Source organism: Streptomyces sp. NPDC003327 (assembly GCF_053589515.1).
Window position 1 is genome coordinate 1 of sequence record NZ_JBSFSA010000053.1, and the last position, 23,489, is coordinate 23,489.

General features: G+C 71.9%; 19 protein-coding genes, 5 tRNA genes and 1 other RNA gene. 15 read left to right on the plus strand and 10 right to left on the minus strand.

Features of this window, described 5'->3' with window-relative positions; all coding sequences use genetic code 11:
- Positions 1–39 precede the first annotated feature (39 nt).
- A tRNA-Ser gene (locus tag ACWDVG_RS28030) sits at positions 40–127 on the minus strand.
- Positions 128–394: 267 nt separating this feature from the next.
- On the opposite strand from ACWDVG_RS28030, the gene ffs reads away from it, so the two are divergent.
- The 6 genes from ffs to ACWDVG_RS28060 all read left to right on the plus strand — a co-directional run bounded on the left by ffs (position 395) and on the right by ACWDVG_RS28060 (position 9,084).
- Positions 395–493: signal recognition particle sRNA small type (gene ffs / locus ACWDVG_RS28035), an RNA gene on the plus strand.
- A 94-nt stretch (positions 494–587) separates the two neighbouring features.
- Positions 588–2,777, plus strand: coding sequence for a DNA polymerase III subunit gamma and tau (locus ACWDVG_RS28040; RefSeq protein WP_451703152.1), 2,190 nt, complete (start codon positions 588–590; stop codon positions 2,775–2,777).
- 61 nt (positions 2,778–2,838) lie between these two features.
- Positions 2,839–4,089, plus strand: coding sequence for a phosphoribosylamine--glycine ligase (gene purD, locus ACWDVG_RS28045; protein WP_451703153.1), 1,251 nt, complete (start codon positions 2,839–2,841; stop codon positions 4,087–4,089).
- Between the two features lie 269 nt (positions 4,090–4,358).
- Positions 4,359–6,344 carry a hypothetical protein gene (locus tag ACWDVG_RS28050; protein ID WP_451703155.1) on the plus strand — a complete coding sequence of 662 codons (1,986 nt, stop codon included), beginning with the start codon at positions 4,359–4,361 and terminating at the stop codon, positions 6,342–6,344.
- Between the two features lie 239 nt (positions 6,345–6,583).
- Positions 6,584–8,044 carry a N,N-dimethylformamidase beta subunit family domain-containing protein gene (locus tag ACWDVG_RS28055; RefSeq protein WP_451703157.1) on the plus strand — a complete coding sequence of 487 codons (1,461 nt, stop codon included), beginning with the start codon at positions 6,584–6,586 and terminating at the stop codon, positions 8,042–8,044.
- Positions 8,045–8,172: 128 nt separating this feature from the next.
- Positions 8,173–9,084, plus strand: a complete 912-nt coding sequence (locus ACWDVG_RS28060) for a phosphoribosylaminoimidazolesuccinocarboxamide synthase (RefSeq protein ID WP_451703159.1) — start codon at positions 8,173–8,175, stop codon at positions 9,082–9,084.
- A 74-nt stretch (positions 9,085–9,158) separates the two neighbouring features.
- Here the strand turns inward: ACWDVG_RS28060 and ACWDVG_RS28065 are convergent.
- The 4 genes from ACWDVG_RS28065 to ACWDVG_RS28080 form a co-directional block, all read right to left on the minus strand.
- Positions 9,159–9,234: transfer RNA gene (locus ACWDVG_RS28065), tRNA-Gly, on the minus strand.
- A 158-nt stretch (positions 9,235–9,392) separates the two neighbouring features.
- Positions 9,393–9,465: transfer RNA gene (locus ACWDVG_RS28070), tRNA-Gly, on the minus strand.
- Between the two features lie 85 nt (positions 9,466–9,550).
- Positions 9,551–9,622, minus strand: a tRNA-Gly gene (locus ACWDVG_RS28075).
- Between the two features lie 133 nt (positions 9,623–9,755).
- Positions 9,756–10,121 carry a histone-like nucleoid-structuring protein Lsr2 gene (locus ACWDVG_RS28080; protein WP_451703160.1) on the minus strand — a complete coding sequence of 122 codons (366 nt, stop codon included), beginning with the start codon at positions 10,119–10,121 and terminating at the stop codon, positions 9,756–9,758.
- Between the two features lie 366 nt (positions 10,122–10,487).
- Here ACWDVG_RS28080 and purS point away from each other — a divergent pair, with 366 nt between their 5' ends.
- From purS to purL, 3 genes are all read left to right on the plus strand, one after another.
- On the plus strand, positions 10,488–10,733 hold the full coding sequence (purS, locus tag ACWDVG_RS28085) for a phosphoribosylformylglycinamidine synthase subunit PurS (protein WP_451703162.1): 246 nt from the start codon (positions 10,488–10,490) through the stop codon (positions 10,731–10,733).
- Entirely contained in the window at positions 10,730–11,410 is a 681-nt protein-coding gene (gene purQ, locus ACWDVG_RS28090; protein ID WP_451703164.1) for a phosphoribosylformylglycinamidine synthase subunit PurQ, read from the plus strand. Before purS ends, purQ begins: the two co-directional genes overlap by 4 nt.
- Positions 11,411–11,495: 85 nt before the next feature.
- Entirely contained in the window at positions 11,496–13,745 is a 2,250-nt protein-coding gene (gene purL / locus ACWDVG_RS28095) for a phosphoribosylformylglycinamidine synthase subunit PurL (RefSeq protein ID WP_451703166.1), read from the plus strand.
- A 70-nt stretch (positions 13,746–13,815) separates the two neighbouring features.
- Here purL and ACWDVG_RS28100 read toward each other — a convergent pair whose 3' ends face one another.
- Complete coding sequence (locus ACWDVG_RS28100; RefSeq protein ID WP_451703168.1) at positions 13,816–14,229, minus strand: nuclear transport factor 2 family protein; 414 nt, start codon at positions 14,227–14,229, stop codon at positions 13,816–13,818.
- A 66-nt stretch (positions 14,230–14,295) separates the two neighbouring features.
- On the opposite strand from ACWDVG_RS28100, the gene ACWDVG_RS28105 reads away from it, so the two are divergent.
- From ACWDVG_RS28105 to purM, 4 genes are all read left to right on the plus strand, one after another.
- Positions 14,296–15,084, plus strand: coding sequence for a sterol carrier family protein (locus ACWDVG_RS28105; RefSeq protein WP_451703169.1), 789 nt, complete (start codon positions 14,296–14,298; stop codon positions 15,082–15,084).
- Between the two features lie 133 nt (positions 15,085–15,217).
- Positions 15,218–16,048 (plus strand): META domain-containing protein, encoded by an 831-nt coding sequence (locus ACWDVG_RS28110; RefSeq protein ID WP_451703171.1) that lies wholly within the window; start codon positions 15,218–15,220, stop codon positions 16,046–16,048.
- Between the two features lie 230 nt (positions 16,049–16,278).
- Positions 16,279–17,805 (plus strand): amidophosphoribosyltransferase, encoded by a 1,527-nt coding sequence (gene purF, locus ACWDVG_RS28115; protein ID WP_451703174.1) that lies wholly within the window; start codon positions 16,279–16,281, stop codon positions 17,803–17,805.
- Positions 17,806–17,872: 67 nt separating this feature from the next.
- Positions 17,873–18,940 (plus strand): phosphoribosylformylglycinamidine cyclo-ligase, encoded by a 1,068-nt coding sequence (gene purM / locus ACWDVG_RS28120; protein ID WP_451703175.1) that lies wholly within the window; start codon positions 17,873–17,875, stop codon positions 18,938–18,940.
- Positions 18,941–19,122: 182 nt separating this feature from the next.
- Here purM and ACWDVG_RS28125 read toward each other — a convergent pair whose 3' ends face one another.
- Both ACWDVG_RS28125 and ACWDVG_RS28130 read right to left on the minus strand, forming a co-directional pair.
- On the minus strand, positions 19,123–19,374 hold the full coding sequence (locus tag ACWDVG_RS28125; protein WP_451703177.1) for a DUF3073 domain-containing protein: 252 nt from the start codon (positions 19,372–19,374) through the stop codon (positions 19,123–19,125).
- A 300-nt stretch (positions 19,375–19,674) separates the two neighbouring features.
- Entirely contained in the window at positions 19,675–20,766 is a 1,092-nt protein-coding gene (locus ACWDVG_RS28130) for a Leu/Phe/Val dehydrogenase (protein ID WP_451703179.1), read from the minus strand.
- Positions 20,767–20,921: 155 nt separating this feature from the next.
- Between ACWDVG_RS28130 and ACWDVG_RS28135 the strand changes: the two genes are divergently transcribed.
- Both ACWDVG_RS28135 and bldC read left to right on the plus strand, forming a co-directional pair.
- Complete coding sequence (locus ACWDVG_RS28135) at positions 20,922–21,782, plus strand: hypothetical protein (RefSeq protein WP_451703180.1); 861 nt, start codon at positions 20,922–20,924, stop codon at positions 21,780–21,782.
- Positions 21,783–22,461: 679 nt separating this feature from the next.
- Positions 22,462–22,668: a developmental transcriptional regulator BldC gene (gene bldC / locus ACWDVG_RS28140; protein ID WP_003949541.1), complete on the plus strand. Its 207-nt coding sequence runs from the start codon at positions 22,462–22,464 to the stop codon at positions 22,666–22,668.
- A gap of 331 nt (positions 22,669–22,999) precedes the next feature.
- Here the strand turns inward: bldC and ACWDVG_RS28145 are convergent, their stop codons facing one another.
- Together ACWDVG_RS28145 and ACWDVG_RS28150 are read right to left on the minus strand one after the other, a co-directional pair.
- Positions 23,000–23,239, minus strand: coding sequence for a DUF6274 family protein (locus ACWDVG_RS28145; RefSeq protein ID WP_451703182.1), 240 nt, complete (start codon positions 23,237–23,239; stop codon positions 23,000–23,002).
- A gap of 127 nt (positions 23,240–23,366) precedes the next feature.
- Positions 23,367–23,440: transfer RNA gene (locus tag ACWDVG_RS28150), tRNA-Asp, on the minus strand.
- Positions 23,441–23,489 lie beyond the last annotated feature (49 nt).

Genomic DNA, 23,489 nt, shown 5'->3' on the forward strand with positions numbered 1-23,489 from the left:
GAACGGTGGGGCCCTTCGACATCGTGCCCGGTGAGGCACTGGCGGAGGATACGAGATTCGAACTCGTGAGGGGTTGCCCCCAACACGCTTTCCAAGCGTGCGCCCTAGGCCTCTAGGCGAATCCTCCGCCGGGAACATTACATGACCGAGGGGGGTGCTCGCGAACTCGATCCGAGGTGGGGGGTGGGGCGGGGGGTCCGGGGGTGTTCCCGGGGTGATCCGGGGGTGATCCGGGGGGCGCCTCGCGGGGGTCTCCGCGGAGGCATGCCGGGAGGGGGTCGTGAGCGGTGCGTGAGCGGTGCGGGGGCGGTTCGGTCGTGAGCGGTTCGGGAGGCGGTTCGGGGGCGGTTCGGGAGGGGTGGGCCGTGGGGGTGCGGGGATCGGGTAGGCTGGGCGGAGCCCCTCACGCGGCGCTATCTGACTGAACTCCCCCAGGGCCGGAAGGCAGCAAGGGTAGGTCGGCTCTGGCGGGTGCGTGGGGGGCGCTTGCGTTCCCGGAGTCGCCGGGTCCCAGCCCCGACTACCCGGCCCTCCTGCGCGGTGGCGGTTTTCCCGGGTTGTCGGCGGGCGCCTATAACCTCGTATACGTGTCGTCTCTCGCGCTCTACCGCCGCTATCGCCCCGAGTCCTTCGCCGAGGTCATCGGGCAGGAGCATGTCACCGACCCGTTGCAGCAGGCCCTGCGGAACAACCGGGTCAATCACGCGTACCTGTTCAGCGGGCCCCGCGGCTGCGGAAAGACGACCAGCGCGCGCATCCTGGCGCGCTGTCTGAACTGTGAGCAGGGGCCGACCCCGACGCCGTGCGGGGAGTGCCAGTCCTGCCGGGACCTCGCGCGGAACGGGCCCGGGTCGATCGACGTCATCGAGATCGACGCCGCCTCGCACGGTGGTGTGGACGACGCCCGTGACCTGCGGGAGAAGGCGTTCTTCGGGCCGGCGGCCAGCCGCTACAAGATCTACATCATCGACGAGGCCCACATGGTCACCTCGGCGGGCTTCAACGCCCTCCTGAAGGTGGTCGAGGAGCCGCCGGAGCACCTCAAGTTCATCTTCGCGACGACGGAGCCGGAGAAGGTCATCGGGACGATCCGGTCCCGTACGCACCACTACCCGTTCCGTCTCGTGCCGCCCGGCACCCTGCGGGAGTACCTGGGCGAGGTCTGCGGCCGCGAGGGCATCCCCGTCGAGGAGGGGGTGCTGCCGCTGGTCGTGCGCGCCGGTGCCGGGTCCGTGCGTGACTCGATGTCCGTCATGGACCAGCTCCTCGCCGGAGCCGCCGACGACGGTGTGACGTACGCCATGGCCACCTCGCTCCTCGGGTACACGGAGGCGTCGCTGCTCGACTCGGTGGTGGACGCGTTCGCCGCCGGTGACGGGGCCGCCGCCTTCGAGGTCGTCGACCGGGTCATCGAGGGCGGCAACGACCCGCGCCGGTTCGTGGCCGACCTGCTGGAGCGGCTGCGGGACCTGGTGATCCTGGCCGCGGTGCCGGACGCCGCCGAGAAGGGGCTCGTGGACGCCCCGGTCGACGTCGTCGAGCGCATGCAGGCGCAGGCCTCCGTTTTCGGGGCCGCGGAGCTGAGCCGCGCCGCGGACCTGGTGAACGCCGGGCTGACCGAGATGCGCGGCGCCAACTCGCCGCGCCTCCAGCTGGAACTGATCTGCGCGCGCGTGCTGCTGCCCGCCGCCTTCGACGACGAGCGGTCACTCCAGGCCCGGCTCGACCGCCTGGAGCGGGGGGCCGCCACCGGAGCGGTCGCTGCCGCCGGAGCGTTCGCCGCCCCCGCGCCCGTCTTCACTCCGGGGCCGCCCGTGCCCGCCGTCGGCTCGACGGGGTACGTCCCCGGGCCCGACGCCCACACTCCGCTGGCCCCGCCGCCCCTCGCGCAGCAGGCGCCCGCACAGCAGGCGCCCGTCCCGCACGCCCCCGCCCCTGCCGCACCCCCGCAGTCCCCGCCTCCGCAGTCCCCGCCTCCGCAGTCCCAGCCTCCCCAGCCTCAGCCGCAGGCCGACGCGCCGCGGCCCGGGGCCTGGCCGGGGGCGGCCCGGCCCGGGGGCGGGGCTCCCGCGCCCGGCGCGTGGCCCGGCGCCTCCGCGCCCGCGCCTCAGACCCCCGCGCCCGCCGGGCCCCCCGCCCCGGTCGGTGGCGGCGGGGACATGGCGCAGGGCGCCGCGCAGGTCCGGGCCATGTGGCCGTCCATCCTCGACGCCGTGAAGAACCGCCGCCGCTTTACCTGGATCCTGCTCAGCCAGAACGCCCAGGTGGCCGGCTTCGACGGCACCACGCTCCAGCTCGGCTTCCTCAACGCCGGGGCCCGCGACAACTTCGCCAGCAGCGGCAGCGAGGACGTCCTCAAGGCGGCCCTGGCCGAGCAGTTCAACGTGCACTGGAAGATCGAGGCGATCATCGACCCGTCGGGCGGCGCCTCGCCCCCGCCCGCCGCGGCGAACTTCGGCGGCTTCGGCTCCCGTCCCTCCGCCCCGGCCCCCGCACCGGCTCCCGCACCCGCCTTCCAGCAGGCACCGCCCGCGCCCGCGCCCTCCCAGGCCCCGCCCGCGCAGCACCGCGCCCCGGCCTCCGCCCCGGCCTCCTCCCCGGCTCCCGCGCAGGGCCCGCACACCCCGCCGCCCCCGGCCGCGCCGCGGCCCGTGGCCCCCGAGGACGACGTACCGGAAGAGGACGATCCGGACCTCGTCGATTCGGCGCTCTCCGGTCACGAGCTGATCGTGCGCGAGCTCGGCGCCACCGTTGTGGAGGAATACACGAACGAGTAGGGCCGTCTCGCTCGGTGGCCCGCACAAGGGCCGAGCCGCCCGGCGGGCTACCCTGGCTGGCGTGAAGGTCCTCGTCATCGGCGGCGGCGCCCGCGAACACGCCCTGTGCCGCTCTCTCTCCCTCGATCCCGACGTCACCGCTCTGCACTGCGCGCCCGGCAACGCCGGAATCGCGGAGGTCGCCGAGCTGCACCCCGTCGACCAGCTGGACGGCGGCGCGGTCGCCGCCCTCGCCACGGAGCTGGGCGCCGACCTGGTCGTCGTCGGCCCGGAGGCCCCGCTGGTCGCCGGCGTCTCCGACGCCGTCCGCGCGGTCGGCATCCCCGTCTTCGGCCCGTCCGCCGAGGCGGCGCGGCTGGAGGGCTCCAAGGCCTTCGCCAAGGACGTCATGGCCGGCGCCGGGGTCCCCACCGCCCGCAGCTACGTCTGCACCACCCCCGCCGAGATCGACGAGGCCCTCGACGCCTTCGGCGCCCCGTACGTCGTCAAGGACGACGGCCTCGCGGCCGGCAAGGGCGTCGTCGTGACCGAGGACGTCGAGGAGGCCCGCGCGCACGCGCTCGCCTGCGACCGGGTCGTCATCGAGGAGTACCTCGACGGCCCCGAGGTGTCGCTCTTCGCTATCACCGACGGCACCACCGTCCTCCCGCTCCAGCCCGCGCAGGACTTCAAGCGCGCGCTCGACGGCGACGAGGGCCCGAACACCGGCGGCATGGGCGCCTACTCGCCGCTGCCCTGGGCCGATCCGAAGCTGGTCGACGAGGTCCTCGCGACCGTCCTCCAGCCCACCGTCGACGAGCTGCGCCGCCGCGGCACGCCCTTCTCCGGGCTGCTGTACGCGGGTCTGGCGATCACCGGCCGGGGCGTGCGGGTCATCGAGTTCAACGCCCGCTTCGGCGACCCCGAGACGCAGGTCGTTCTGGCCAGGCTCAGGACGCCGCTCGCCGGTGTCCTGCTGCACTCCGCCAACGGCACCCTCGCCGACCAGCCGCCGCTCGCCTGGCGCGACGAGGCCGCCGTCACCGTGGTCGTGGCCTCCCACAACTACCCGGGCACCCCGCGGACCGGCGACCCGATCGAGGGCCTCGACGAGGTCGCGGAGAAGGACGCCCCGCACGCGTACGTCCTCCACGCCGGTACGAAGCGGGACGGCGACGCGGTCGTGAGCGCGGGCGGCCGGGTCCTCTCGGTCACCGCCACCGGAACGGACCTGTCCCAGGCCCGTGAGCGCGCCTACGCGGCGGTCGGCCGCATCCGCCTTGACGGTTCCCAGCACCGTACGGACATCGCGCGGAAGGCCGCGGAGGCCTGATCCGGCCCGATTTCACCTGATCCTGTTGTGGCCGTGCGGTGGAGAAGCAGTGAACCGCACGGCCACACGCGCGCCATCACCTTTACCCAAAGCCATTCCATCGAGTGACGGCTCGGCCATATGGATGACGCCCGCCGAGGCCCCAACTAGGGTGCGGCGCAGGCGGTCCGGCACTTGGCCCACCGGCATTGCGATGTCAGTGGCGGGTGCCACAGTGGGGGAGTGAGCAACACCGCCACAGGCAGTCCCGACGAGGGCAGGAGGGGGTGATGTACGGCGTGTCCGGTACGGCTACGGGTGCGGGTTCCGGTCCCGGTGAGGAGTGGGGCGCGCGCGCCGCGCGCTCCCGGGCCCTCGCCGTCCTGCGCGTCCGCGGCAGGGCCCTCGGCCTCGCGGTGCTCCCCGCCGCCTTCGCCGTCGTCCTGTACGCGGGCGGGGGCACCGGCCTCTTCACCGGCCCCGGGTGGGACGCGGCCCGCGCGGTCATGACCGTCCTCGCGGTCCTCACCCTGCTCGCCACCGCGGCCGTCGCGCTCGTCGTCGCCCGCGCCCGCCCGGCCGTCACCCCGACCGTGGAGCTCGCCGAGACCGCGGCCCCCGACCTCTACCGGCTCGTGCGCGACCTCGCCGACCGGCTCGACGTCCCCGCGCCCTCCGCGATAGCCCTCACGCCCGACTGCGACAGCTGGCTGGAGGACCGCACCCACCGGGCGGCCGGCGGCGCGGGCAGCGGCTCGGACGCCCCCGTCCTCGTCATAGGCTCGCCCTTCCTCTGGTGGATGCGCGTCGGCGAACTCCGCGCCGTCCTCGCCCCGGTCGTCGCCGGTACGGGACCGGCCGCGCACCCCGACATAGCCGCCGCCCGCCGCTTCGTGCGCGGCCTGGACGCCGCCGTCGCCGTCCCCCGCACCCCCGGCCTCGACCCGCTGCGCCGGCTCGGCGCCCACGGCGTCGGGCAGGTCGCCCGCGTCCTGCTGCGCGGCTGCCGCGGCCACGCCGCCGAGATGGAGCGCGGGGTCGCCGCCGCCGGATCCGAGCGGGCCCAGGCCGTGGACTACGGCGTGCGGATCGTGGCCCAGGAGCAGGTCGGCCTGGCGTACGCGGGCTGGGACCGGCTCCTCACCCGGGTCGCGCTGCCCGCCTGGCGCATGGGCCGCTGGCCCTCCCGGCTCGACGCGGGTGTCGTCTCCGCGCTGACCGAGCTCTCCCGCCGCGACCGGCTCGCGGACGGCTTCTCCTCCCGGCTCGGCGAGCGGCCCGCCTGCGACCTCCTGGAGGAGCCGGGCGCCGTCGACGAGGCGACCTCGCTGCTCGCTGCCCGGCTCTTCCACGGCGGCCCGGCCGCACCGGGGCCCGACTGGTCCCCGGTGGAGTGGAGCCGGTATCCGGAGGAGGTCGTCGACCGGAAGTGGCGCGCCGACGCGGCCCGGCTCCACGAGGTCCTCGACCGCCTGGGCGTCCTGGACCCCGCCCCCGGCACCCCGTCGCCCGCCGACGGCCCGACGCTGACCCGCGTGATGGCCCACCTCTCCCTGCCGCCGGCCGGGGCCGCAGCCGTACGGCCCGGAGAGAGCCCGGACCGGGCCGCCCTGGAGGCGGACCCGACGCCCCTCCCGAAGGACCTCCCGGCGGCCCCAGGCACCCCGGCCGACCGAGACGCCGAGGCCGAGCCCAAGGCCGCCCCCGATTCGGACCTCGCCCCGGCCCCCGACCCGGACCTCGCCCCCGCCCCCGACCTCGAAGCCCACCCCTGGGACGACTTCGACGGCTTCGACGGCTTCGACGCCTCCGGCCACTTCGACGACGAGCCCGTCGGCCACCCCGCCGCCGAGGCGCTGGCCGCCGCGCTCAGCGCGCAGTGCGCCCGCGAGGAGGCCGCACGGGAGGCGAGGGTGGCCGCGGAGGCGCACCGCGCCGCCGGGACGGGGGCGGAGCCGTCCGTCGCCGCGCCCCACGTCGTGGTCGGCGGGCCCGACGGCCCGCTGCCGCTCTGTCCGATCCAGCCGCCCCGTACGGGCCGTGACCTGCTCGCCGACCACGTGACCGCGATGGTGTGCTGCGCCGCCGTGGACACCGCCGAGGCGGCCCCCGGGCTCGACTGGCTCGACGGACCCGCGCTGCTCGTCGGCGGCGAGCGCGCGGCGGACCTCGGCCCGCGCGTCCTCGCGCTCGTGGAGGAGGGCGACCCGGAGCCCCTGCGGGCCTGGCTGAGCCGCACCGGCGTCCGCCCGGAGAAGCCCGTACGCCTGGTCTGAGACCGGACCGAGGCGCCCCGCACCTGCCGTGGGCGCCCGCCCCACCGTGGCACCCGCACCGGAGCGAGGTCTTCCACTCTCGTCAATTCGCGACGAACGGTGACGGGATGCGTGCGTTATGTGATGTGCTGGAGACCGGCACTGACAGAGGCACCACCCGCGTGCATACGCAGCGGGCGGCAGAGGCACTGACCAGCCGGACCGGACGACGACTGGGGGAGTCGAGGGAGGGGCGCAGCATGGGGGCGGATCAGATCAGGCGGTGGGAGTCGGGAGCGCTCGCGCACGCCGTCAGCGATCCCTTCGGCCAGGGCCCTCTGCCCTGGCTGCGCGGTTCGGAGAACTACTTCGACGACACCGGCCAGCTGGTGCCGTGGTACGCGGACGAGACCCTGGCGCGCGGCCGCAGCGGCGGCCCGCGCACGGCGGACGACGTCCGGCGCCAGATCAAGGGATTCGTCTCCACGGGGGCCGTCGCGCCGGGCGAGTCGGTCGACTTCCACATCACCGTGGACCCGCCGCAGCAGTTCTCGGTCGACATCTACCGGATCGGTCACTACGGCGGGGACGGCGCCGCCAAGATCACCACGAGCCCCCGGCTCTCCGGGATCGTGCAGCCCGCCCCGCTGACCGCCGACCGCACCGTCTCGTGCCACCACTGGTGGCAGTCCTGGCGGCTCCAGATCCCGAGCTACTGGACGATCGGGGCGTACGTCGCGGTCCTCACCACCGTGGACGGCTACCGCTCCCACATCCCCTTCACCGTGCGCGACAGCCACCCGGCGGACCTGCTCCTCGTGCTGCCGGACGTGACCTGGCAGGCCTACAACCTCTATCCGGAGGACGGCCGGACCGGCGCCAGCCTCTACCACGCCTGGGACGAGGAGGGCCGGCTGCTCGGCGAGGAGGAGGCGGCGGTCACCGTCTCCTTCGACCGGCCGTACGCGGGCGCGGGCCTGCCGCTGCACGTGGGGCACGCGTACGACTTCGTCCGCTGGGCCGAGCGGTACGGCTACGACCTGGCGTACGCGGAGACCCGCGACCTGCACGCGGGCAAGGTCGATCCGAGCCGCTACCGGGGCCTGGTCTTCCCCGGCCACGACGAGTACTGGTCGGCGCCGATGCGCAGGACCGCGGAGCTGGCCCGCGAGCAGGGCACGTCGCTGGTCTTCCTCTCCGCCAACACCATGTACTGGCAGGTGGAGCTGGCCCCGTCCGCGTCGGGGGTGCCGGACCGCCTCCTCACCTGCCGCAAGCGGCGCGGCCCCGGCCGCCCGGCGCTCTGGCGCGAGGTCGACCGCCCGGAGCAGCAACTGCTCGGCATCCAGTACGCGGGCCGGGTGCCCGAACCGCACCCGCTGGTCGTACGGAACGCCGACCACTGGCTCTGGGACGCCACCGGGGCCGGTGACGGGGACGAACTCCCGGGCCTGGTCGCGGGCGAGGCCGACCGCTACTTCCCGCGCACCCCGCTCCCCGAGCACCAGGGCCGCATCCTCCTCGCCCACTCGCCCTACCGGGACGGGGAGGGGGCGCGGCGGCACCAGGAGACCTCGCTCTACCGGGCGCCGTCCGGGGCCTGGGTCTTCGCCTCCGGCACCTTCGCCTGGTCGCCCGCGCTGGACCGGCCGGGCCATGTCGACGCCCGCATCCAGCGCGCCACCGCCAACCTCCTCGACCGGATCTGTAAGAGGGACTGACCGGACCGGACCGGTCCGTACTGGTTCTCCTTCGCGTCCTGACCGGCGCCGACCGGGCCCGCGCGCCGTCGGCCCGGCCAGGTGCGAGAGAATCGGACCGCTCCTGGATCAACCTACGCGGAGGAACCGTGTCCGGATTCGTAGAAAAGCCCGAGCCCGTCCAGGTCCCGGGCCTCACCCATCTCCACACGGGCAAGGTGCGCGACCTGTACCGGAACGAGGCGGGGGACCTCGTGATGGTGGCGAGCGACCGCATGTCCGCGTACGACTGGGTCCTGCCCACCGAGATCCCCGACAAGGGCCGGGTCCTCACCCAGCTCTCGCTGTGGTGGTTCGACCGGCTCTCGGACCTGATCCCGAACCACGTCATCTCCACCGAGCTGCCCGCCGGCGCCCCCGCCGACTGGGCGGGCCGCACGGTCGTCTGCACGTCGCTGAACATGGTCCCGGTCGAGTGCGTGGCCCGCGGCTACCTCACCGGCTCGGGCCTCGTCGAGTACGAGGAGTCCCGCACGGTCTGCGGTCTCGCGCTCCCCGAGGGCCTCACCGACGGCTCCGAGCTGCCGGCGCCGATCTTCACCCCGGCGACCAAGGCGGCCGTCGGCGACCACGACGAGAACGTCTCGTACGAGGAGGTCGCCCGGCAGGTCGGCGCCGAGACGGCCGCGATGCTGCGTCAGACGACCCTCGCCGTGTACTCCCGCGGCCGTGACATCGCGCGTGACCGGGGCATCATCCTCGCGGACACGAAGTTCGAGTTCGGCTTCCGGAGCACCCCGCAGGGCCCCGCTCTGGTCCTCGCCGACGAGGTCCTCACCCCGGACTCCTCGCGCTTCTGGCCGGCCGACCAGTGGCAGCCGGGCCGCGCCCAGCCGTCGTACGACAAGCAGTTCGTCCGCGACTGGCTGACCTCTCCGGCCTCCGGCTGGGACCGCAAGAGCGAGCAGCCGCCGCCGGCGCTCCCGCAGGAGGTCGTGGACGCGACCCGCGCGAAGTACGTCGAGGCGTACGAGCTGCTCACCGGCAAGTCCTGGAGCTGAGGCCGCACACGAGGCCGCGGAGGACAGGCCGCGCACGAGAAAGCCCCCGGTCGGATCGACCGGGGGCTTCTTCGTGGAGCGGACGACGAGATTCGAACTCGCGACCCTCACCTTGGCAAGGTGATGCTCTACCAACTGAGCCACGTCCGCATGCGCCGTAGCGCGGAGCCAACTATACCCGTCTTTCGGAGTGGGTGAGACACACCGCCTCGACGGGCTTCCGGTGTGACCGCCGTCACGGAAAGGGTCCCGGTGGGGAACGGGAACGACGAAGGCCCCGGTTCCTGAGAACCGGGGCCTTCACCCTGAGCGGACGACGAGATTCGAACTCGCGACCCTCACCTTGGCAAGGTGATGCTCTACCAACTGAGCCACGTCCGCATTGCTCCCGACCGGCTTTCACCGGGCGGTGCGAGCACCACTCTACCTGATCCACCGGAGTGGTCGGCAACCGTGTTGCCCGCAGAGCGGGTGACAGGAATTGCACACTGCGCCTTCCCCCTGGAAGGGGGCTGTTCTGCTACTGAACTACACCCGCACGCTGCGTGAGGTCCGGCCCTGCGGCCTCGCCCCTCGGCGTGTTCCAGACTCTAGCGGATCATGGGGGGTGCAATGCAAATCGGCTCGGCGCCGCGCCCGCCCTCCCCGTCCCGCCCGGGCCGGTGCGCCGGTCAGCTCGCCGCGCGGAACGCCTCGTAGACCCGCTTCGGGATGCGGCCACGGGCCGGGACGTCCAGCTTGTTGGACTGGGCCCAGGCGCGGACGGCGGCCGGGTCGGGGGCGAGGGCGGTGTGCGTGAACGAGGTGGCCCCGCCGGTTCCGGCCACACCGCCGCCGTTCGTCGCCGCCTTGCCGGTCCTGCCGGTCAGCTTCCGGCCGGCCGCGAGGTAGGGCGCGAGCGCCTTGCGCAGTTTCTTTGCATTGGCAGCATTCAGGTCGATCTCGTACATCTTCCCGTCGAGGCCGAAGGCGACCGTTTCCGCTGCTTCTCCGCCGTCGATGTCGTCGGAGAGGGTGACCACCACACGCTGCGCCACGGATATCGGTCCTTTCCTGTGGCCCGCCGGGTATCGGAGGCGTTTGGTCCGCCTCTGACGTGCGACGATGCCGGGCTTATGGCTACCCAGGGACAATGCTGCTTTCCTTGTGATTCCTTTGTACAGCGACGGGCGTCGCATTGTGAAGCCCTGTCAATTGTCCCAGCGTGTCCCGGGCCAATGGCCGGTGCGATATTTCACGCGCATTTCATGTCCCGCGGCGTGTGGGGAGCTTTGGTGTGGATCTTCGTCGGCGCCCGCTTCCGGCCTGGCCATTTGTAGGATCCTTCAGATCTCTACCCGCGTAGAATTTGGAGGCAGGTACGCTGAGGGAACCGCCCACGCAACACACCACCGGGAGTGCCAGTGGCACGCGTCGTAGTCGACGTCATGCTCAAGCCGGAGATCCTCGACCCGCAGGGACAGGCGGTGCAGCGTGCACTGCCCCGCCTCGGGTTCACCGGAATCGCCGACGTCCGTCAGGGGAAGCGCTTCGAGCTGGAGGTGGAGGGACCGGTCGACGACGCCGCCCTCGCCCGCATCCATGAGATGGCCGAAACCTTCCTTGCCAACACCGTGATCGAAGACTTCGTCGTGAAGGTCGAGTCGTGACCGCTCGCATCGGCGTCGTCACGTTCCCCGGAACGCTCGACGACCGGGACGCGCTCCGCGCCGCCCGTCTCGCGGGCGCCGAGCCCGTCTCGCTCTGGCACCGCGACAAGGACCTCAAGCAGGTCGACGCCGTGGTCCTGGCCGGCGGCTTCTCCTACGGCGACTACCTGCGGGCCGGAGCCATCTCCCGCTTCTCGCCGGTGATGGAGACGATCATCGACCAGGCGAAGGCGGGCATGCCCGTCCTCGGCATCTGCAACGGCTTCCAGATCCTCACCGAGGCCCACCTGCTGCCGGGCGCGATGCTGCGCAACAACCACCTCCACTTCATCTGCCGCGACCAGAAGCTGCGGGTGGAGAACGCGGGCACCGCCTGGACCTCGGACTACACCGAGGGCCAGGAGATCGAGGTCCCGCTCAAGAACATGGACGGCCGGTACGTCGCCGACGAGCGCACGCTCGACGAGCTGGAGGCCGAGGGGCGGGTGGCCTTCCGCTACCTGGACGTGAACCCCAACGGCTCGCTGCGCGACATCGCGGGCATCACCAACGCCGCGGGCAACGTCGTCGGCCTCATGCCGCACCCCGAGCACGCCGTCGAGCCGCTGGTCGGCACCGGCAAGACCGACGGCCTCGGCTTCTTCACCTCGATCCTCAAGAAGCTGGTCAACGCCTGATGAGCCTCGACGCCGGAACGGCCGAGGGAGCGACTGAGCGCCCCGGCCGTCGACACCACCACCCCGCGCGAAGGAGCGACCGAGCGTGACCCTCGACACCGTCAAGCACGCGAGCGAGACGCCGGACAGCGAGCAGCCCTGGAAGGAGCTCGGCCTCAAGGAGGACGAGTACGCCCGCATCCGCGAGATCCTGGGCCGCCGTCCCACCGGCGCCGAGCTCGCCATGTACTCCGTCATGTGGTCCGAGCACTGCTCCTACAAGAGCAGCAAGGTCCACCTGAAGCAGTTCGGCGAGAAGACCCCCGCCAACGACGCCATGCTCGTCGGCATCGGCGAGAACGCGGGCGTCGTCGACGTCGGCCAGGGGTACGCGGTCACCTTCAAGGTCGAGTCGCACAACCACCCCTCGTACATCGAGCCCTACCAGGGCGCGGCCACCGGCGTCGGCGGCATCGTCCGCGACATCCTCGCCATGGGCGCCCGCCCGGTCGCGGTCGTCGACCCGCTGCGCTTCGGCGCGGCCGACCACCCCGACACCAAGCGCGTGCTGCCCGGTGTCGTCGCCGGCATCGGCGGCTACGGCAACTGCCTGGGCCTGCCCAACATCGGCGGCGAGGTCGTCTTCGACTCCTGCTACCAGGGCAACCCCCTCGTCAACGCCGGCTGCATCGGCGTGATGAAGCACGAGGACATCCACCTCGCCAAGGCCTCCGGCCCCGGCAACAAGGTGATCCTGTACGGCGCCCGCACGGGCGGCGACGGCATCGGCGGCGTCTCGGTCCTCGCGTCCGAGACCTTCGACGACACCAAGCCCACCAAGCGCCCCGCCGTCCAGGTCGGCGACCCCTTCCAGGAGAAGCTCCTCATCGAGTGCACCCTGGAGATCTTCAAGGAGAAGCTGGTCGCGGGCATCCAGGACCTGGGTGGCGCCGGCCTCTCCTGCGCGACGAGCGAGCTGGCCTCCGCCGGCTCCGGCGGCATGCGGGTCGAGCTGGACACCGTTCCGCTGCGCGACGCCACGCTCTCGCCCGAGGAGATCCTCATGAGCGAGTCGCAGGAGCGCATGTGCGCGATCGTCGAGCCGCAGCACGTCGACCGCTTCATGGAGATCTGCGAGAAGTGGGACGTCACCGCCACCGTCATCGGTGAGGTCACGGACGGCGACCACCTGGAGATCTTCTGGCACGGCGAGCTCATCGTGGACGTGCCCCCGGGCACCGTCGCCCACGAGGGCCCGACCTACCACCGGCCGTACGCCCGCCCGGAGTGGCAGGACGCGCTCCAGGCGGACGACGCCGGCAAGCTGCCCCGGCCGCAGAACGGCGCCGAGCTCAAGGACCAGGTCCTCAGGCTCGTCTCCTCCCCGAACCAGGCCTCGAAGTCCTGGATCACGGACCAGTACGACCGGTTCGTGCAGGGCAACACGGTCCTGGCGCAGCCCGAGGACGCCGGCATGGTCCGGATCGACGAGGAGACCAACCTCGGCGTGGCCATGGCGACCGACGGCAACGGCCGGTACGCGAAGCTCGACCCGTACACGGGTGCGCAGCTCGCGCTCGCGGAGGCGTACCGCAACGTCGCCGCCTCCGGTGCCAAGCCGCTGGCCATCTCGGACTGCCTGAACTTCGGTTCGCCCGAGGACCCGGCCGTCATGTGGCAGTTCGCCGAGGCCACCCGTGGTCTCGCGGACGGCTGCTTCCAGCTGGGCACCCCGGTCACCGGCGGCAACGTGTCGCTGTACAACCAGACCGGTGACGTGGCCATCCACCCGACGCCCGTCGTGGCCGTCCTCGGTGTGATCGACGACGTCAACCGCCGCACCCCGATCGCCTTCGCGGAAGAGGGCCAGCTCCTCTACCTGCTGGGCGACACCAAGGAGGAGTTCGGCGGTTCGGCCTGGTCCGAGGTGATCCACCAGCACCTCGGCGGCATGCCGCCGGCCGTGGACCTCGACCGGGAGAAGCTGCTCGGCGAGATCCTGATCTCGGCCTCCCGCGACGGCATGATCGACGCGGCGCACGACCTGTCCGACGGCGGTCTCGTGCAGGCGGTCGTCGAGTCCTGCCTGCGCGGCGGCAACGGCGCGCGCCTGGTCGTCCCCGAGGGTCTGGACGCGTTCACCTTCCTCTTCTCCGAGTCGGCGGGCCGCGCGGTCGTCGCCGTCCCGCGCAGCGAGGAGCTCCGCTTCACCGACATGTGCGGTGCGCGGGGTCTGCCGGCGACCCGGATCGGTGTCGTCGACGGTGACGCGGTCGACGTGCAGGGCGAGTTCACGCTCTCCCTCGCGGAGCTGCGCGAGGCGCACGAGGCGACGATCCCGGGCCTGCTGGCCTGAGGCTCCGACGCCCCACTCGTACACGAGACAGCCCCCGTCCCGAACAGGGCGGGGGCTGTTCGCGTGACTGTCACCCGGCCGCGGCACCCCAGAACGCGTCGGACTCGGTGATGTCCTCCACGCACTCGTCGATGTCGGAGATCTTGCCGCCGATGATCGTGAAGAAGAGGCCGCCCTTCATCTCGATCCCCCGGTCGCCCCGGTCGGCGCGCCACTCGTGCACGGACATGGCGTGGCCCCTGCCGTCCGGGTAGACGCCCTTCAGCTCCACGTGGAAGGTGCCCCCGGTCAGCTCCATGAGCTGCGCGTAGTGGTCCAGGACGTTGTCCCGGCCCTTGAAGTGCCCGGACATCCGGCTCTCCCCGGGCGAGTGGTGGGTGCAGTCGCCGGTCATGAGGGACGTGAGCGTCTCCATGTCACCGGCGGTGAAAGCCGCGTACCCCCGGCGCACCAGCGCCGCGTCGGGGTGCTCGTGATGGGTCATGGTCCCGGCCCCGCCTTTCGTGAGGGGGTGGCCCCCTCCCTCAAGTCTCGGCGTTAGCCTCTGCCCATGCCACCGGCCAAGAAGCGCACCCGCAGCTACGACCCCGCCAAGATCCGGGCCGCCGTGCTCGCCCAGTTCGGCCATGTGGGCGCCGCGGTGCGCGCGCTGCCGCCGGAGGCCCTGGACGGGCCGACCCGACTGGGCGCGTGGACGGTGCGGGACCTGGTGGCGCACCTGGCGTGGATGGTCGACTGCGTGCCGCGGCTCCTCGACGGGCCGGAACCGGGGAAGGACCGGCTCGCCCTGCTCGACTGGCCCTTCGCGACGGCGGCGGCCGCCGAGCGGATCGACGAGCACACCCGGGGGATCGACGCCGCCGACCCGGTCGGGCTGTTGGCGCGCGTGGGGGAGGAGTACGAGGAGGCCGTGGCGGGCGCCGACGGGGAGCGGCTGCTGCCGCTGAGCTTCGGCGCGATGACGCTGGCCGACTTCCTCGTCACCCGGACCGTCGAACTCGTCGTCCACACCGACGACCTGAGCGCCGCGACCGGGGCGGAGATCCCGTACGACCGCCAGGCCCTCGCCGCCTGCACCCGTCTGCTCGCGGACGCGCTGGCCGTGAAGGCGCCCGGCGGGGCGGTGGAGGTGCGGGTGCCGCCCTTCGCGGTGGTGCAGTGCGTGGAGGGCCCGCGGCACACCCGGGGCACGCCGCCCAACGTGGTGGAGACGGACCCGCTGACGTGGATCCGGCTCGCCACCGGCCGTACGGAGTGGGCGGCGGAGCGGGAGTCGGCGCGGGTGAGCGCGAGCGGCGAGCGCGCGGACCTGTCGGCCCTGCTGCCGGTGATGGGCTGACGGTACGGCCGGGCCGGCGTCGTCCGGCACGGGCCACGGGACCGAGGAGCCCGCGGACCGCCGGACCGAGGAGCCCGCGGACCGCCGGGCCGGCCGGACGGAACCGAAGGCGCCGCACGCCCGTCCCACCGGCATGCAGACGACGCAGCGCACCGCCCTCGCAGCCGCCGCCCTCGCCGTCCTCCTCGCCGCCTGCGGCACGGAGGGAGGCTCAGGGGCAGGAGGCGGCCCGGACACCGTCGCCCCCGACCTGCCCGTCACCGGCGCGTTCTGGACCGTCGACGCGGTGACGGTCGACGGGACCAGGTCCGCCGCCCCGGACGGGGCCGGGCTCGAGATCGCCGGGAACGGCCGCGCCAGCGGCACCACGGGCTGCAACAGCTTCGGCGCCGCCGTCGCCGTGAACGGCGACACCCTCACCGTCTCCTCGCACGAGATCACCGAGATCGGCTGTCCCGCGGACCGGGAGCGCTTCGAGGCGGCGATGCTCAAGGCCTTCTCCGGCAGCCTCAAGGGCCGTCTGAAGGGCGACGCCCTGACCCTGACCGCGCCCGACGGCAGGACCGGCCTCGAACTGACGGCCACCCCCGCCGCCCCGCTGCGCGGCACCACCTGGAGCGTGGACGGGCTGCTCGCCGGGGACACGGCCTCCTCGCTGCCCGCCGACGGCGAGGGCAAGGCTCGGATCGTGATCGGCGCGGACGGCGCGGTCAGCGGCAACCTCGGCTGCAACAACTTCTCGGCGACCGCCCGGATCGACGAGAAGGCCCGGACGCTCACCGTCGAGGGCCCTGCGGCGACCACCCGGATGATGTGTTCGAGCCCGCAGATGGCGCTGGAGACCCGGCTGTACGAGCTCCTCGACGGGCCGCTCACGTACCGCCTGGAGCACCGCTCGCTCACCCTCACCGACGCCTCGGGGGAGGGCCTGACCGCGCGGGCGGCAGCGTCCGGACGCGCGTAGCGCGGACCGGCCGGGCGCCCTCCGACTGCGAACTCCGTCACATCGCGGGGGTGCCCGGGAGCTGGTACGAGCGTCCGCTCGTCGGCGCCCGGGGGCCGGGAACCCTTGCACCGCCTGCTTCGTAGCCCTCTCCAAGGCCGCGACGATCAAGTCGTGCGATCGCACGAGCGACGGGCACCGCGGATTTCCCCAATTCGGACCAGTGGTCGACCCCGTCTACACTCGGAAACGTGCCACGTGGTGACGGTCGACTCAATCACGATCTGCTCCCCGGCGAGAAAGGCCCCCAGGACGCGTGTGGCGTCTTCGGTGTCTGGGCTCCGGGCGAAGAGGTCGCAAAGCTCACGTACTTCGGGCTCTACGCCCTCCAGCATCGGGGCCAGGAATCCGCGGGAATCGCGGTCAGCAACGGCTCCCAGATCCTCGTCTTCAAGGACATGGGACTCGTCTCCCAGGTCTTCGACGAAACCTCTCTCGGTTCCCTCCAAGGTCATATCGCGGTCGGTCACGCCCGCTACTCGACCACCGGGGCCTCCGTGTGGGAGAACGCGCAGCCGACGTTCCGGGCGACCGCCCACGGCTCGATCGCGCTCGGCCACAACGGCAACCTGGTGAACACGGCGCAGCTCGCCGAGATGGTCGCGGACCTGCCCAAGCAGGAGGGCCGCAACACCCGCGTCGCGGCCACCAACGACACCGACCTGCTGACGGCGCTGCTCGCCGCCCAGACCGACGACGACGGCAAGCCGCTCACCGTCGAACAGGGCGCCGCGAAGATCCTTCCGCAGGTCAAGGGTGCCTTCTCGCTCGTCTTCATGGACGAGCACACGCTCTACGCGGCCCGTGACCCGCAGGGCATCCGCCCGCTGGTCCTCGGCCGTCTCGAGCGCGGCTGGGTGGTGGCCTCGGAATCCGCCGCCCTCGACATCTGCGGCGCCAGCTTCGTCCGCGAGGTGGAGCCGGGCGAGATGATCGCGATCGACGAGAACGGCATCCGTACCTCCCGATTCGCGGAAGCGAAGCCCAAGGGCTGTGTCTTCGAGTACGTGTACCTGGCCCGTCCCGACACGGACATCGCCGGCCGGAACGTGTACCTCTCGCGCGTCGAGATGGGCCGCCGCCTCGCCAAGGAGGCGCCGGTCGAGGCCGACCTGGTGATAGCGACGCCCGAGTCCGGGACCCCGGCGGCGATCGGCTACGCCGAGGCCTCCGGCATCCCCTTCGGCGCCGGCCTGGTGAAGAACGCCTATGTCGGGCGCACCTTCATCCAGCCCTCCCAGACCATCCGCCAGCTGGGCATCCGGCTGAAGCTGAACCCCCTCAAGGAAGTCATCAAGGGGAAGAAGCTCGTGGTCGTCGACGACTCGATCGTCCGCGGCAACACCCAGCGCGCCCTGGTCCGGATGCTCCGCGAGGCCGGTGCGGCCGAGGTCCACATCCGGATCTCCTCCCCGCCCGTCAAGTGGCCCTGCTTCTTCGGCATCGACTTCGCCACCCGCGCGGAGCTGATCGCCAACGGCATGTCGGTCGAGGAGATCGGCAAGTCGCTCGGCGCGGACTCGCTCTCGTACATCTCGATCGACGGGATGATCGAGGCGACCACGATCCAGAAGCCGAACCTCTGCCGTGCCTGCTTCGACGGCGAGTACCCGATGGAGCTCCCGGACCCGGAGCTGCTCGGGAAGCAGCTGCTGGAGACGGAGCTGGCCGCCGGCCCCGCCGCGACCGCGGCCGCCGACGCCCTGCGCCGCCCGTAGGCCCGTTCCACCCGCTAGTCCGTAACACCCCGCTGCAGCCGCAGTACGACACGAAAGCTCTGAACCCATGTCTCAGACCACTGGTGCCAGCTACGCGAGCGCGGGCGTCGACATCGAAGCGGGCGACCGCGCCGTCGAGCTGATGAAGGAGTGGGTGAAGAAGACGCAGCGCCCCGAGGTCCTCGGCGGCCTCGGCGGTTTCGCCGGCCTCTTCGACGCCTCCGCCCTCAAGCGCTACGAGCGCCCGCTGCTCGCCTCCGCCACCGACGGCGTCGGCACGAAGGTCGACATCGCCCGCCAGATGGGCGTGTACGACACGATCGGCCACGACCTGGTCGCGATGGTCATGGACGACATCGTCGTCTGCGGCGCCGAGCCGCTCTTCATGACCGACTACATCTGCGTGGGCAAGGTCCACCCGGAGCGGGTCGCGGCCATCGTCAAGGGCATCGCCGAGGGCTGCGTCCTCGCGGGCTGCGCCCTGGTCGGCGGCGAGACGGCGGAGCACCCGGGCCTCCTCGGCCCGGACGACTTCGACGTGGCGGGCGCCGGCACGGGCGTCGTGGAGTACGACCGGCTGCTCGGCGCGGATCGCATCCGTACGGGTGACGCGGTCATCGCCATGGCGTCCTCGGGTCTTCACTCCAACGGGTACTCGCTCGTCCGGCACGTGGTCTTCGACCGGGCGGGCATGACCCTCGACCAGCGGGTCGAGGAGCTGGGCCGGACCCTCGGCGAGGAGCTCCTGGAGCCGACGAAGATCTACTCGCTGGACTGTCTGGCCCTCACCCGGACCACGGACGTCCACGCCTTCAGCCACATCACGGGCGGGGGCCTCGCCGCCAACCTGGCGCGGGTCGTCCCGGACGGCCTGCACGCCACGGTCGACCGCTCGACCTGGACGCCGGGCGCGATCTTCGACCTGGTCGGCACGGCCGGGCAGGTCGAGCGCCTGGAGCTGGAGAAGACGCTGAACATGGGCGTCGGCATGATGGCCGTCGTGCCGGCCGAGTCCGTGGACGTGGCCCTCGCGACCCTGGAGGACCGGGGCGTCGAGGCCTGGGTCGCGGGCGAGATCACCGAGCGCGGCGACCACGCCACGGGCGCCGAGCTGGTCGGCGACTACGCGAAGTAGGAAGTGCGCCGCACGAGACGGGGTGTCCCCGGGGACACCCCGTCTCGGCGTTTCCGGGGGACGAACGCTCAGGTCAGCGAGCGACCGCTGAGGCAGGCGCACAGGCACACAGGCACACAAGGCGCCGGGCAGCACAGAAACCCGGCCGGGGGAACCCGGGCCGGGTTTCGGTGTTCAAGAGGTCAAGCGCGACGCGGAGACGTCGGACCGGACTCGTCGTCCTCGTCCTCGTCGTCCGTGTTGTAGAGATCCGCGTACTGGGCGTACGGGTCGTCTTCCTCGTCGTCGTCCTCGAACGGCTCGCCATTCGGCGGCTGACTCGAAGTCGATGCGCCCAGCTCATTGGCCAGACGCGTCAGGTCCGTCCCGCCGCTGCTGTACTTCAGCTGGCGGGCGACCTTGGTCTGCTTGGCCTTTGCCCGGCCGCGCCCCATGGCTCGACCCCCTCGGTGACGGGGCTCGATGGCCCCAGAGTCTTGACACGCGTTCATGGTTTGGAACGGGCTCTCGACAGAGAGACCGTCCGTAGGGCTTCAACGGTACCTGTTTCCGTCGGTCTACGGTACGCCGCGCGCATCACATACCTCGGTACAGAACCATCGAGGTGCCCTGTCCTCGCTGGTCAATCGCGATTTTAACCTCTTCTCGAGGGCCGACCCGCCGAGGGGCGTGAGCGAAGTCTCGCGCGGACGGTGGTTCGGCCCCCCAGAGGGACGGGCAGACGGGCGGATCCGTCAGGCGCGGCGGGCCTCGGCCATCCGCTGCTCGGCGATCCGGTCGGCCGCCGCGGCCGGAGGAATCCCGTCCGACTTCGCACGTGCGAAGATTTCGAGGGTGGTGTCGAAGATCTTCGTCGCCTTCGCCTTGCAGCGGTCGAAGTCGAAGCCGTGCAGTTCGTCCGCGACCTGGATGACGCCGCCGGCGTTGACCACGTAGTCCGGCGCGTAGAGGATCCCGCGCTCCACGAGGTCCTTCTCAATGCCCGGGTGGGCGAGCTGGTTGTTTGCCGCGCCGCAGACGATGGCCGCGGTGAGGAACGGCACCGTCTCCTCGTTCAGGGCGCCGCCGAGCGCGCAGGGCGCGTAGATGTCGAGGCCCTCGACGCGGATCAGCGCGTCGGTGTCCGCGACCACGGTGACCTGCGGGAACTTCTCGGTGATCCGGCGCACCGACTCCTCGCGCACATCGGTGATCACGACCTCGGCGCCGTCCGACAGGAGGTGCTCGACGAGGTAGTGGCCGACCTTGCCGACGCCCGCGACGCCGACCTTGCGGCCGCGGAGGGTCGGGTCGCCCCACAGGTGCTGCGCGGAGGCGCGCATGCCCTGGAAGACGCCGAAGGCGGTGAGGACGGAGGAGTCGCCGGCGCCGCCGTTCTCGGGGGAGCGGCCGGTGGTCCACCGGTTCTCCCGGGCGACGACGTCCATGTCGGCGACGTAGGTGCCGACGTCGCAGGCCGTGACGTACCGGCCGTTCAGGGAGGCGACGAAGCGCCCGTAGGCGAGGAGCAGCTCCTCGGTCTTGATCTTCTCCGGATCGCCGATGATGACGGCCTTGCCGCCGCCGTGGTCGAGGCCGGCCATGGCGTTCTTGTACGACATGCCGCGCGCCAGGTTGAGCGCGTCGGCGATCGCCTCGGCCTCGGACGCGTACGGGTAGAAGCGGGTGCCGCCGAGGGCCGGGCCCAGGGCGGTGGAGTGGAGGGCGATGACGGCCTTGAGGCCGGTGGCGCGGTCCTGGCAGAGCACGACTTGCTCGTGGCCACCCTGCTCCGAGCGGAACAGGGTGTGGAGTACGTCAGCAGGAACGCCGGTCACATCGGTCACGGTGGTGACTCCCAAGTACGAAGCGGCGGTTTCGGTCTCCCCAGGGGTGGGGGGAGGACCATTTCGGCACGAGGGTAAGTGCTACCTGGGCGTAGATCGGCCGCAGTGCGCAGGATCACCCTCTCCGGGAGTACCTCCGTGGAAGGATTTGCGACATGACGGTCGCCTCCTCGGTCCTCGTTCCTTACGCGTCCTATCTGCGGGTGTACGAGCCGCTGGCCGCGTTCCCCGAGCCGGAGCGGTCCCACTGGGCCCGGTACGCGCGCAGGCCGCGCACGCCCGGCGCCCAGGAGGAGCTGCGCCGGTCGCTCGCGGACCTGGTGCCGACGCCCCCGGTGCCGGTGCCGGTCCAGGAGAGCGGGGAGGCGTTCGTCGCCCATGTGGGCGGTGCGGTGGTGATCTGCCCGTGGCGGACCCGGCTGCGGAGCTGGCTGGCCGTGGCGGAGCTGACGGCCGGCGGCTATCCGGCGCCGGTGCTCGACGCGATGGTGCCGCCGGTGGTGCGCGCCCAGGTGACGGCGGACCACGAGCGCTGGCTGGAGCGGAACCCGGACGCGCGGCCGTGGATCCGTACGGCGGTGTGGCAGGTGCCGCTGCGCTGGTTCGCGCTCTTCGGGGACGAGGACCGGCAGTACGAGCCGGGGGACCCGGAGGCCGCGGGGGCGGGCCGGGCGCCGGTGCTGCGCTACCGGACGACGATGGCGCAGGCGCGGCGGCGCCTCGCGCGGTCCCTGCGGGCGCTGCGGGAGGCGGTGGACGAAGGCCCGATGACGGAGGGGCTCGTCGAGGTGGGCCGCTGGCTGGAGGAGTTCCACCCGCGGGCGCTCGTGGAGCTGGACTACGGCGGTCTGGTGCACGCGATGGGCGAGGAGTGGCTCGCCGGGGACCGGTCGGCGGCCCAGATGGCGGAGGGGATCGCGGCGCTGCGGGCCGGGGACGGCGAGGCGGCGAGCGAGGTGTACGGGCGGCTGGCGGAGCGCTGGAAGGCGGTCAGGGACCTCCAGTTCGCCAACTGACGGCGGTCCGTCGAGGCGCGGCGAGGTGCCCGTGAGGTCCGGCGAGACGCGGCGAGGGGCCCGTGAGGTCCGGGAGGACCGGCGAGGTGCCGCGTCGGTGCGAATCGGCCACGGTGGCCATTTCCCCGGGCATATCCGTCAGGTGTGCATCGACAGGATGCCGCCGATGGGGGTAAATGATCACCGGGAATCCGGACTCGGAGACTCCGGGGGTGTCTTTCGGCCGATCTGGCGGAGGACGTTGGTCCCGATCCGGGCCTTTGGCTCAAGCGTGACGGACAGCACTTACCGCACCCTTGCGTCGATCACCCATCCTCGTGCCAAAATAGGACAAGGAGTCCGGGGAGGGTTCCTTCCGCCCAAGTATGGGCGGATTGCTCAGCATTGCACTCTATGGGGGGTCTGAGGACTCCTGGCGCCACTGTGACGATCCGTCACAGTGGCGTGACTGTCCGTTATGGCATGGTCCATCGACTTCCGCCACTGATGAACACCTGCGAGCGCAATTCCATCGGTTTGGCCGACGTGGCTGGACGGATGGTGTAGTTGTAGTGCCGAGGACAAGCCGTTCGTCCTATAACCGACTCGGCCCGCTTCTGCCATTTCGGGCAAGGCGGGTCAAGGTGCAGAATTTAGAGGAAAGAACCGAGAAGGTTCGGTTCTCCCGAGGAGGCCGCTCATGACCGCTCGCACCCCTGATGCCGAGCCGCTGCTGACCCCCGCCGAGGTTGCCACGATGTTCCGCGTGGACCCGAAGACGGTGACCCGTTGGGCGAAGGCGGGCAAGCTCACGTCCATCCGCACCCTGGGTGGGCACCGCCGGTACCGCGAGGCCGAGGTTCGCGCACTGCTGGCGGGCATTCCGCAGCAGCGCAGCGAGGCCTGAGGTACGCGCAACACCCCGCAGCACCCCGTAACACCGGGCACCTCCGGATCCCCCAATCCGGTCGCCCACTCCTAGCTCTGCCGACGGGCCCCTGCCCCAACAGGTTCCTCGTCAACGATCGCGCTGGACTCCGCCGGGTCCGGCGCGATCTTTTTTGTGTCCGGCGCCACTTCGCGGGCTGTGGTGCAATTGCACATATTAAATCGGGGTGGTGTAGGGAGGGTGTAAGTGAAGCGGTTTCTGAAACTCTTTCAGTGACACCCGTCACACGGCCGAGGCCTTGCCAAGAACAAGCATCCCACTCCCCGGCGCGGCCCCAACCCGCCGTTGGTCATGGGTCGGTGGGACTTTCGTCCCCCGGTGCCGACGCCGCCCCCTCGCCCTCCGGAAGGTCCGCGGAGCGCTCCTCGGGACGCTCCTCGGGGCGGTCCTCCGGCAGTTCCATGGCGAGCCGCAGCAGGCGGTGGCAGACCACGCAGTGGCGCGTGAGGTGCCCGTACCGCGACGCGGCCGCCAGATGGGCGCGCAGCAGTGCTCTCGTGTCGTGTCGTGCTGCGGACGCCGCGGCCATGCGCGCACACCTCCGAAGTGGGCCCCCGATTCCCTGAAGTCCGGGGTACCGGCGGGCGTGCCCCGCCGTCAATACACAGGAGGGCAACGAAAAGGCCCGCATCGCGTGATGCGGGCCTTTCCAGAGGCGATCCTGACGGGACTTGAACCCGCGACCTCCACCTTGACAGGGTGGCGAGCTAACCAACTGCTCCACAGGACCTCGTTGCGAGAACGACTGTACAGCAGGTCAGGGGGTCTGGTCGAACCGG

What these genes read in the sequence shown, in the direction of transcription:
- ACWDVG_RS28050 (WP_451703155.1), top strand. Translation starts at nt 4,359, where the DNA reads ATGTACGGCGTGTCCGGTACGGCTACGGGTGCGGGTTCCGGTCCCGGT.
- bldC (WP_003949541.1), top strand. Translation starts at nt 22,462, where the DNA reads ATGACCGCTCGCACCCCTGATGCCGAGCCGCTGCTGACCCCCGCCGAG.
- ACWDVG_RS28055 (WP_451703157.1), top strand. Translation starts at nt 6,584, where the DNA reads ATGGGGGCGGATCAGATCAGGCGGTGGGAGTCGGGAGCGCTCGCGCAC.
- ACWDVG_RS28135 (WP_451703180.1), top strand. Translation starts at nt 20,922, where the DNA reads ATGACGGTCGCCTCCTCGGTCCTCGTTCCTTACGCGTCCTATCTGCGG.
- ACWDVG_RS28100 (WP_451703168.1), bottom strand. Translation starts at nt 14,229, where the DNA reads ATGACCCATCACGAGCACCCCGACGCGGCGCTGGTGCGCCGGGGGTAC.
- ACWDVG_RS28105 (WP_451703169.1), top strand. Translation starts at nt 14,296, where the DNA reads ATGCCACCGGCCAAGAAGCGCACCCGCAGCTACGACCCCGCCAAGATC.
- ACWDVG_RS28110 (WP_451703171.1), top strand. Translation starts at nt 15,218, where the DNA reads ATGCAGACGACGCAGCGCACCGCCCTCGCAGCCGCCGCCCTCGCCGTC.
- ACWDVG_RS28125 (WP_451703177.1), bottom strand. Translation starts at nt 19,374, where the DNA reads ATGGGGCGCGGCCGGGCAAAGGCCAAGCAGACCAAGGTCGCCCGCCAG.
- purM (WP_451703175.1), top strand. Translation starts at nt 17,873, where the DNA reads ATGTCTCAGACCACTGGTGCCAGCTACGCGAGCGCGGGCGTCGACATC.
- ACWDVG_RS28145 (WP_451703182.1), bottom strand. Translation starts at nt 23,239, where the DNA reads ATGGCCGCGGCGTCCGCAGCACGACACGACACGAGAGCACTGCTGCGC.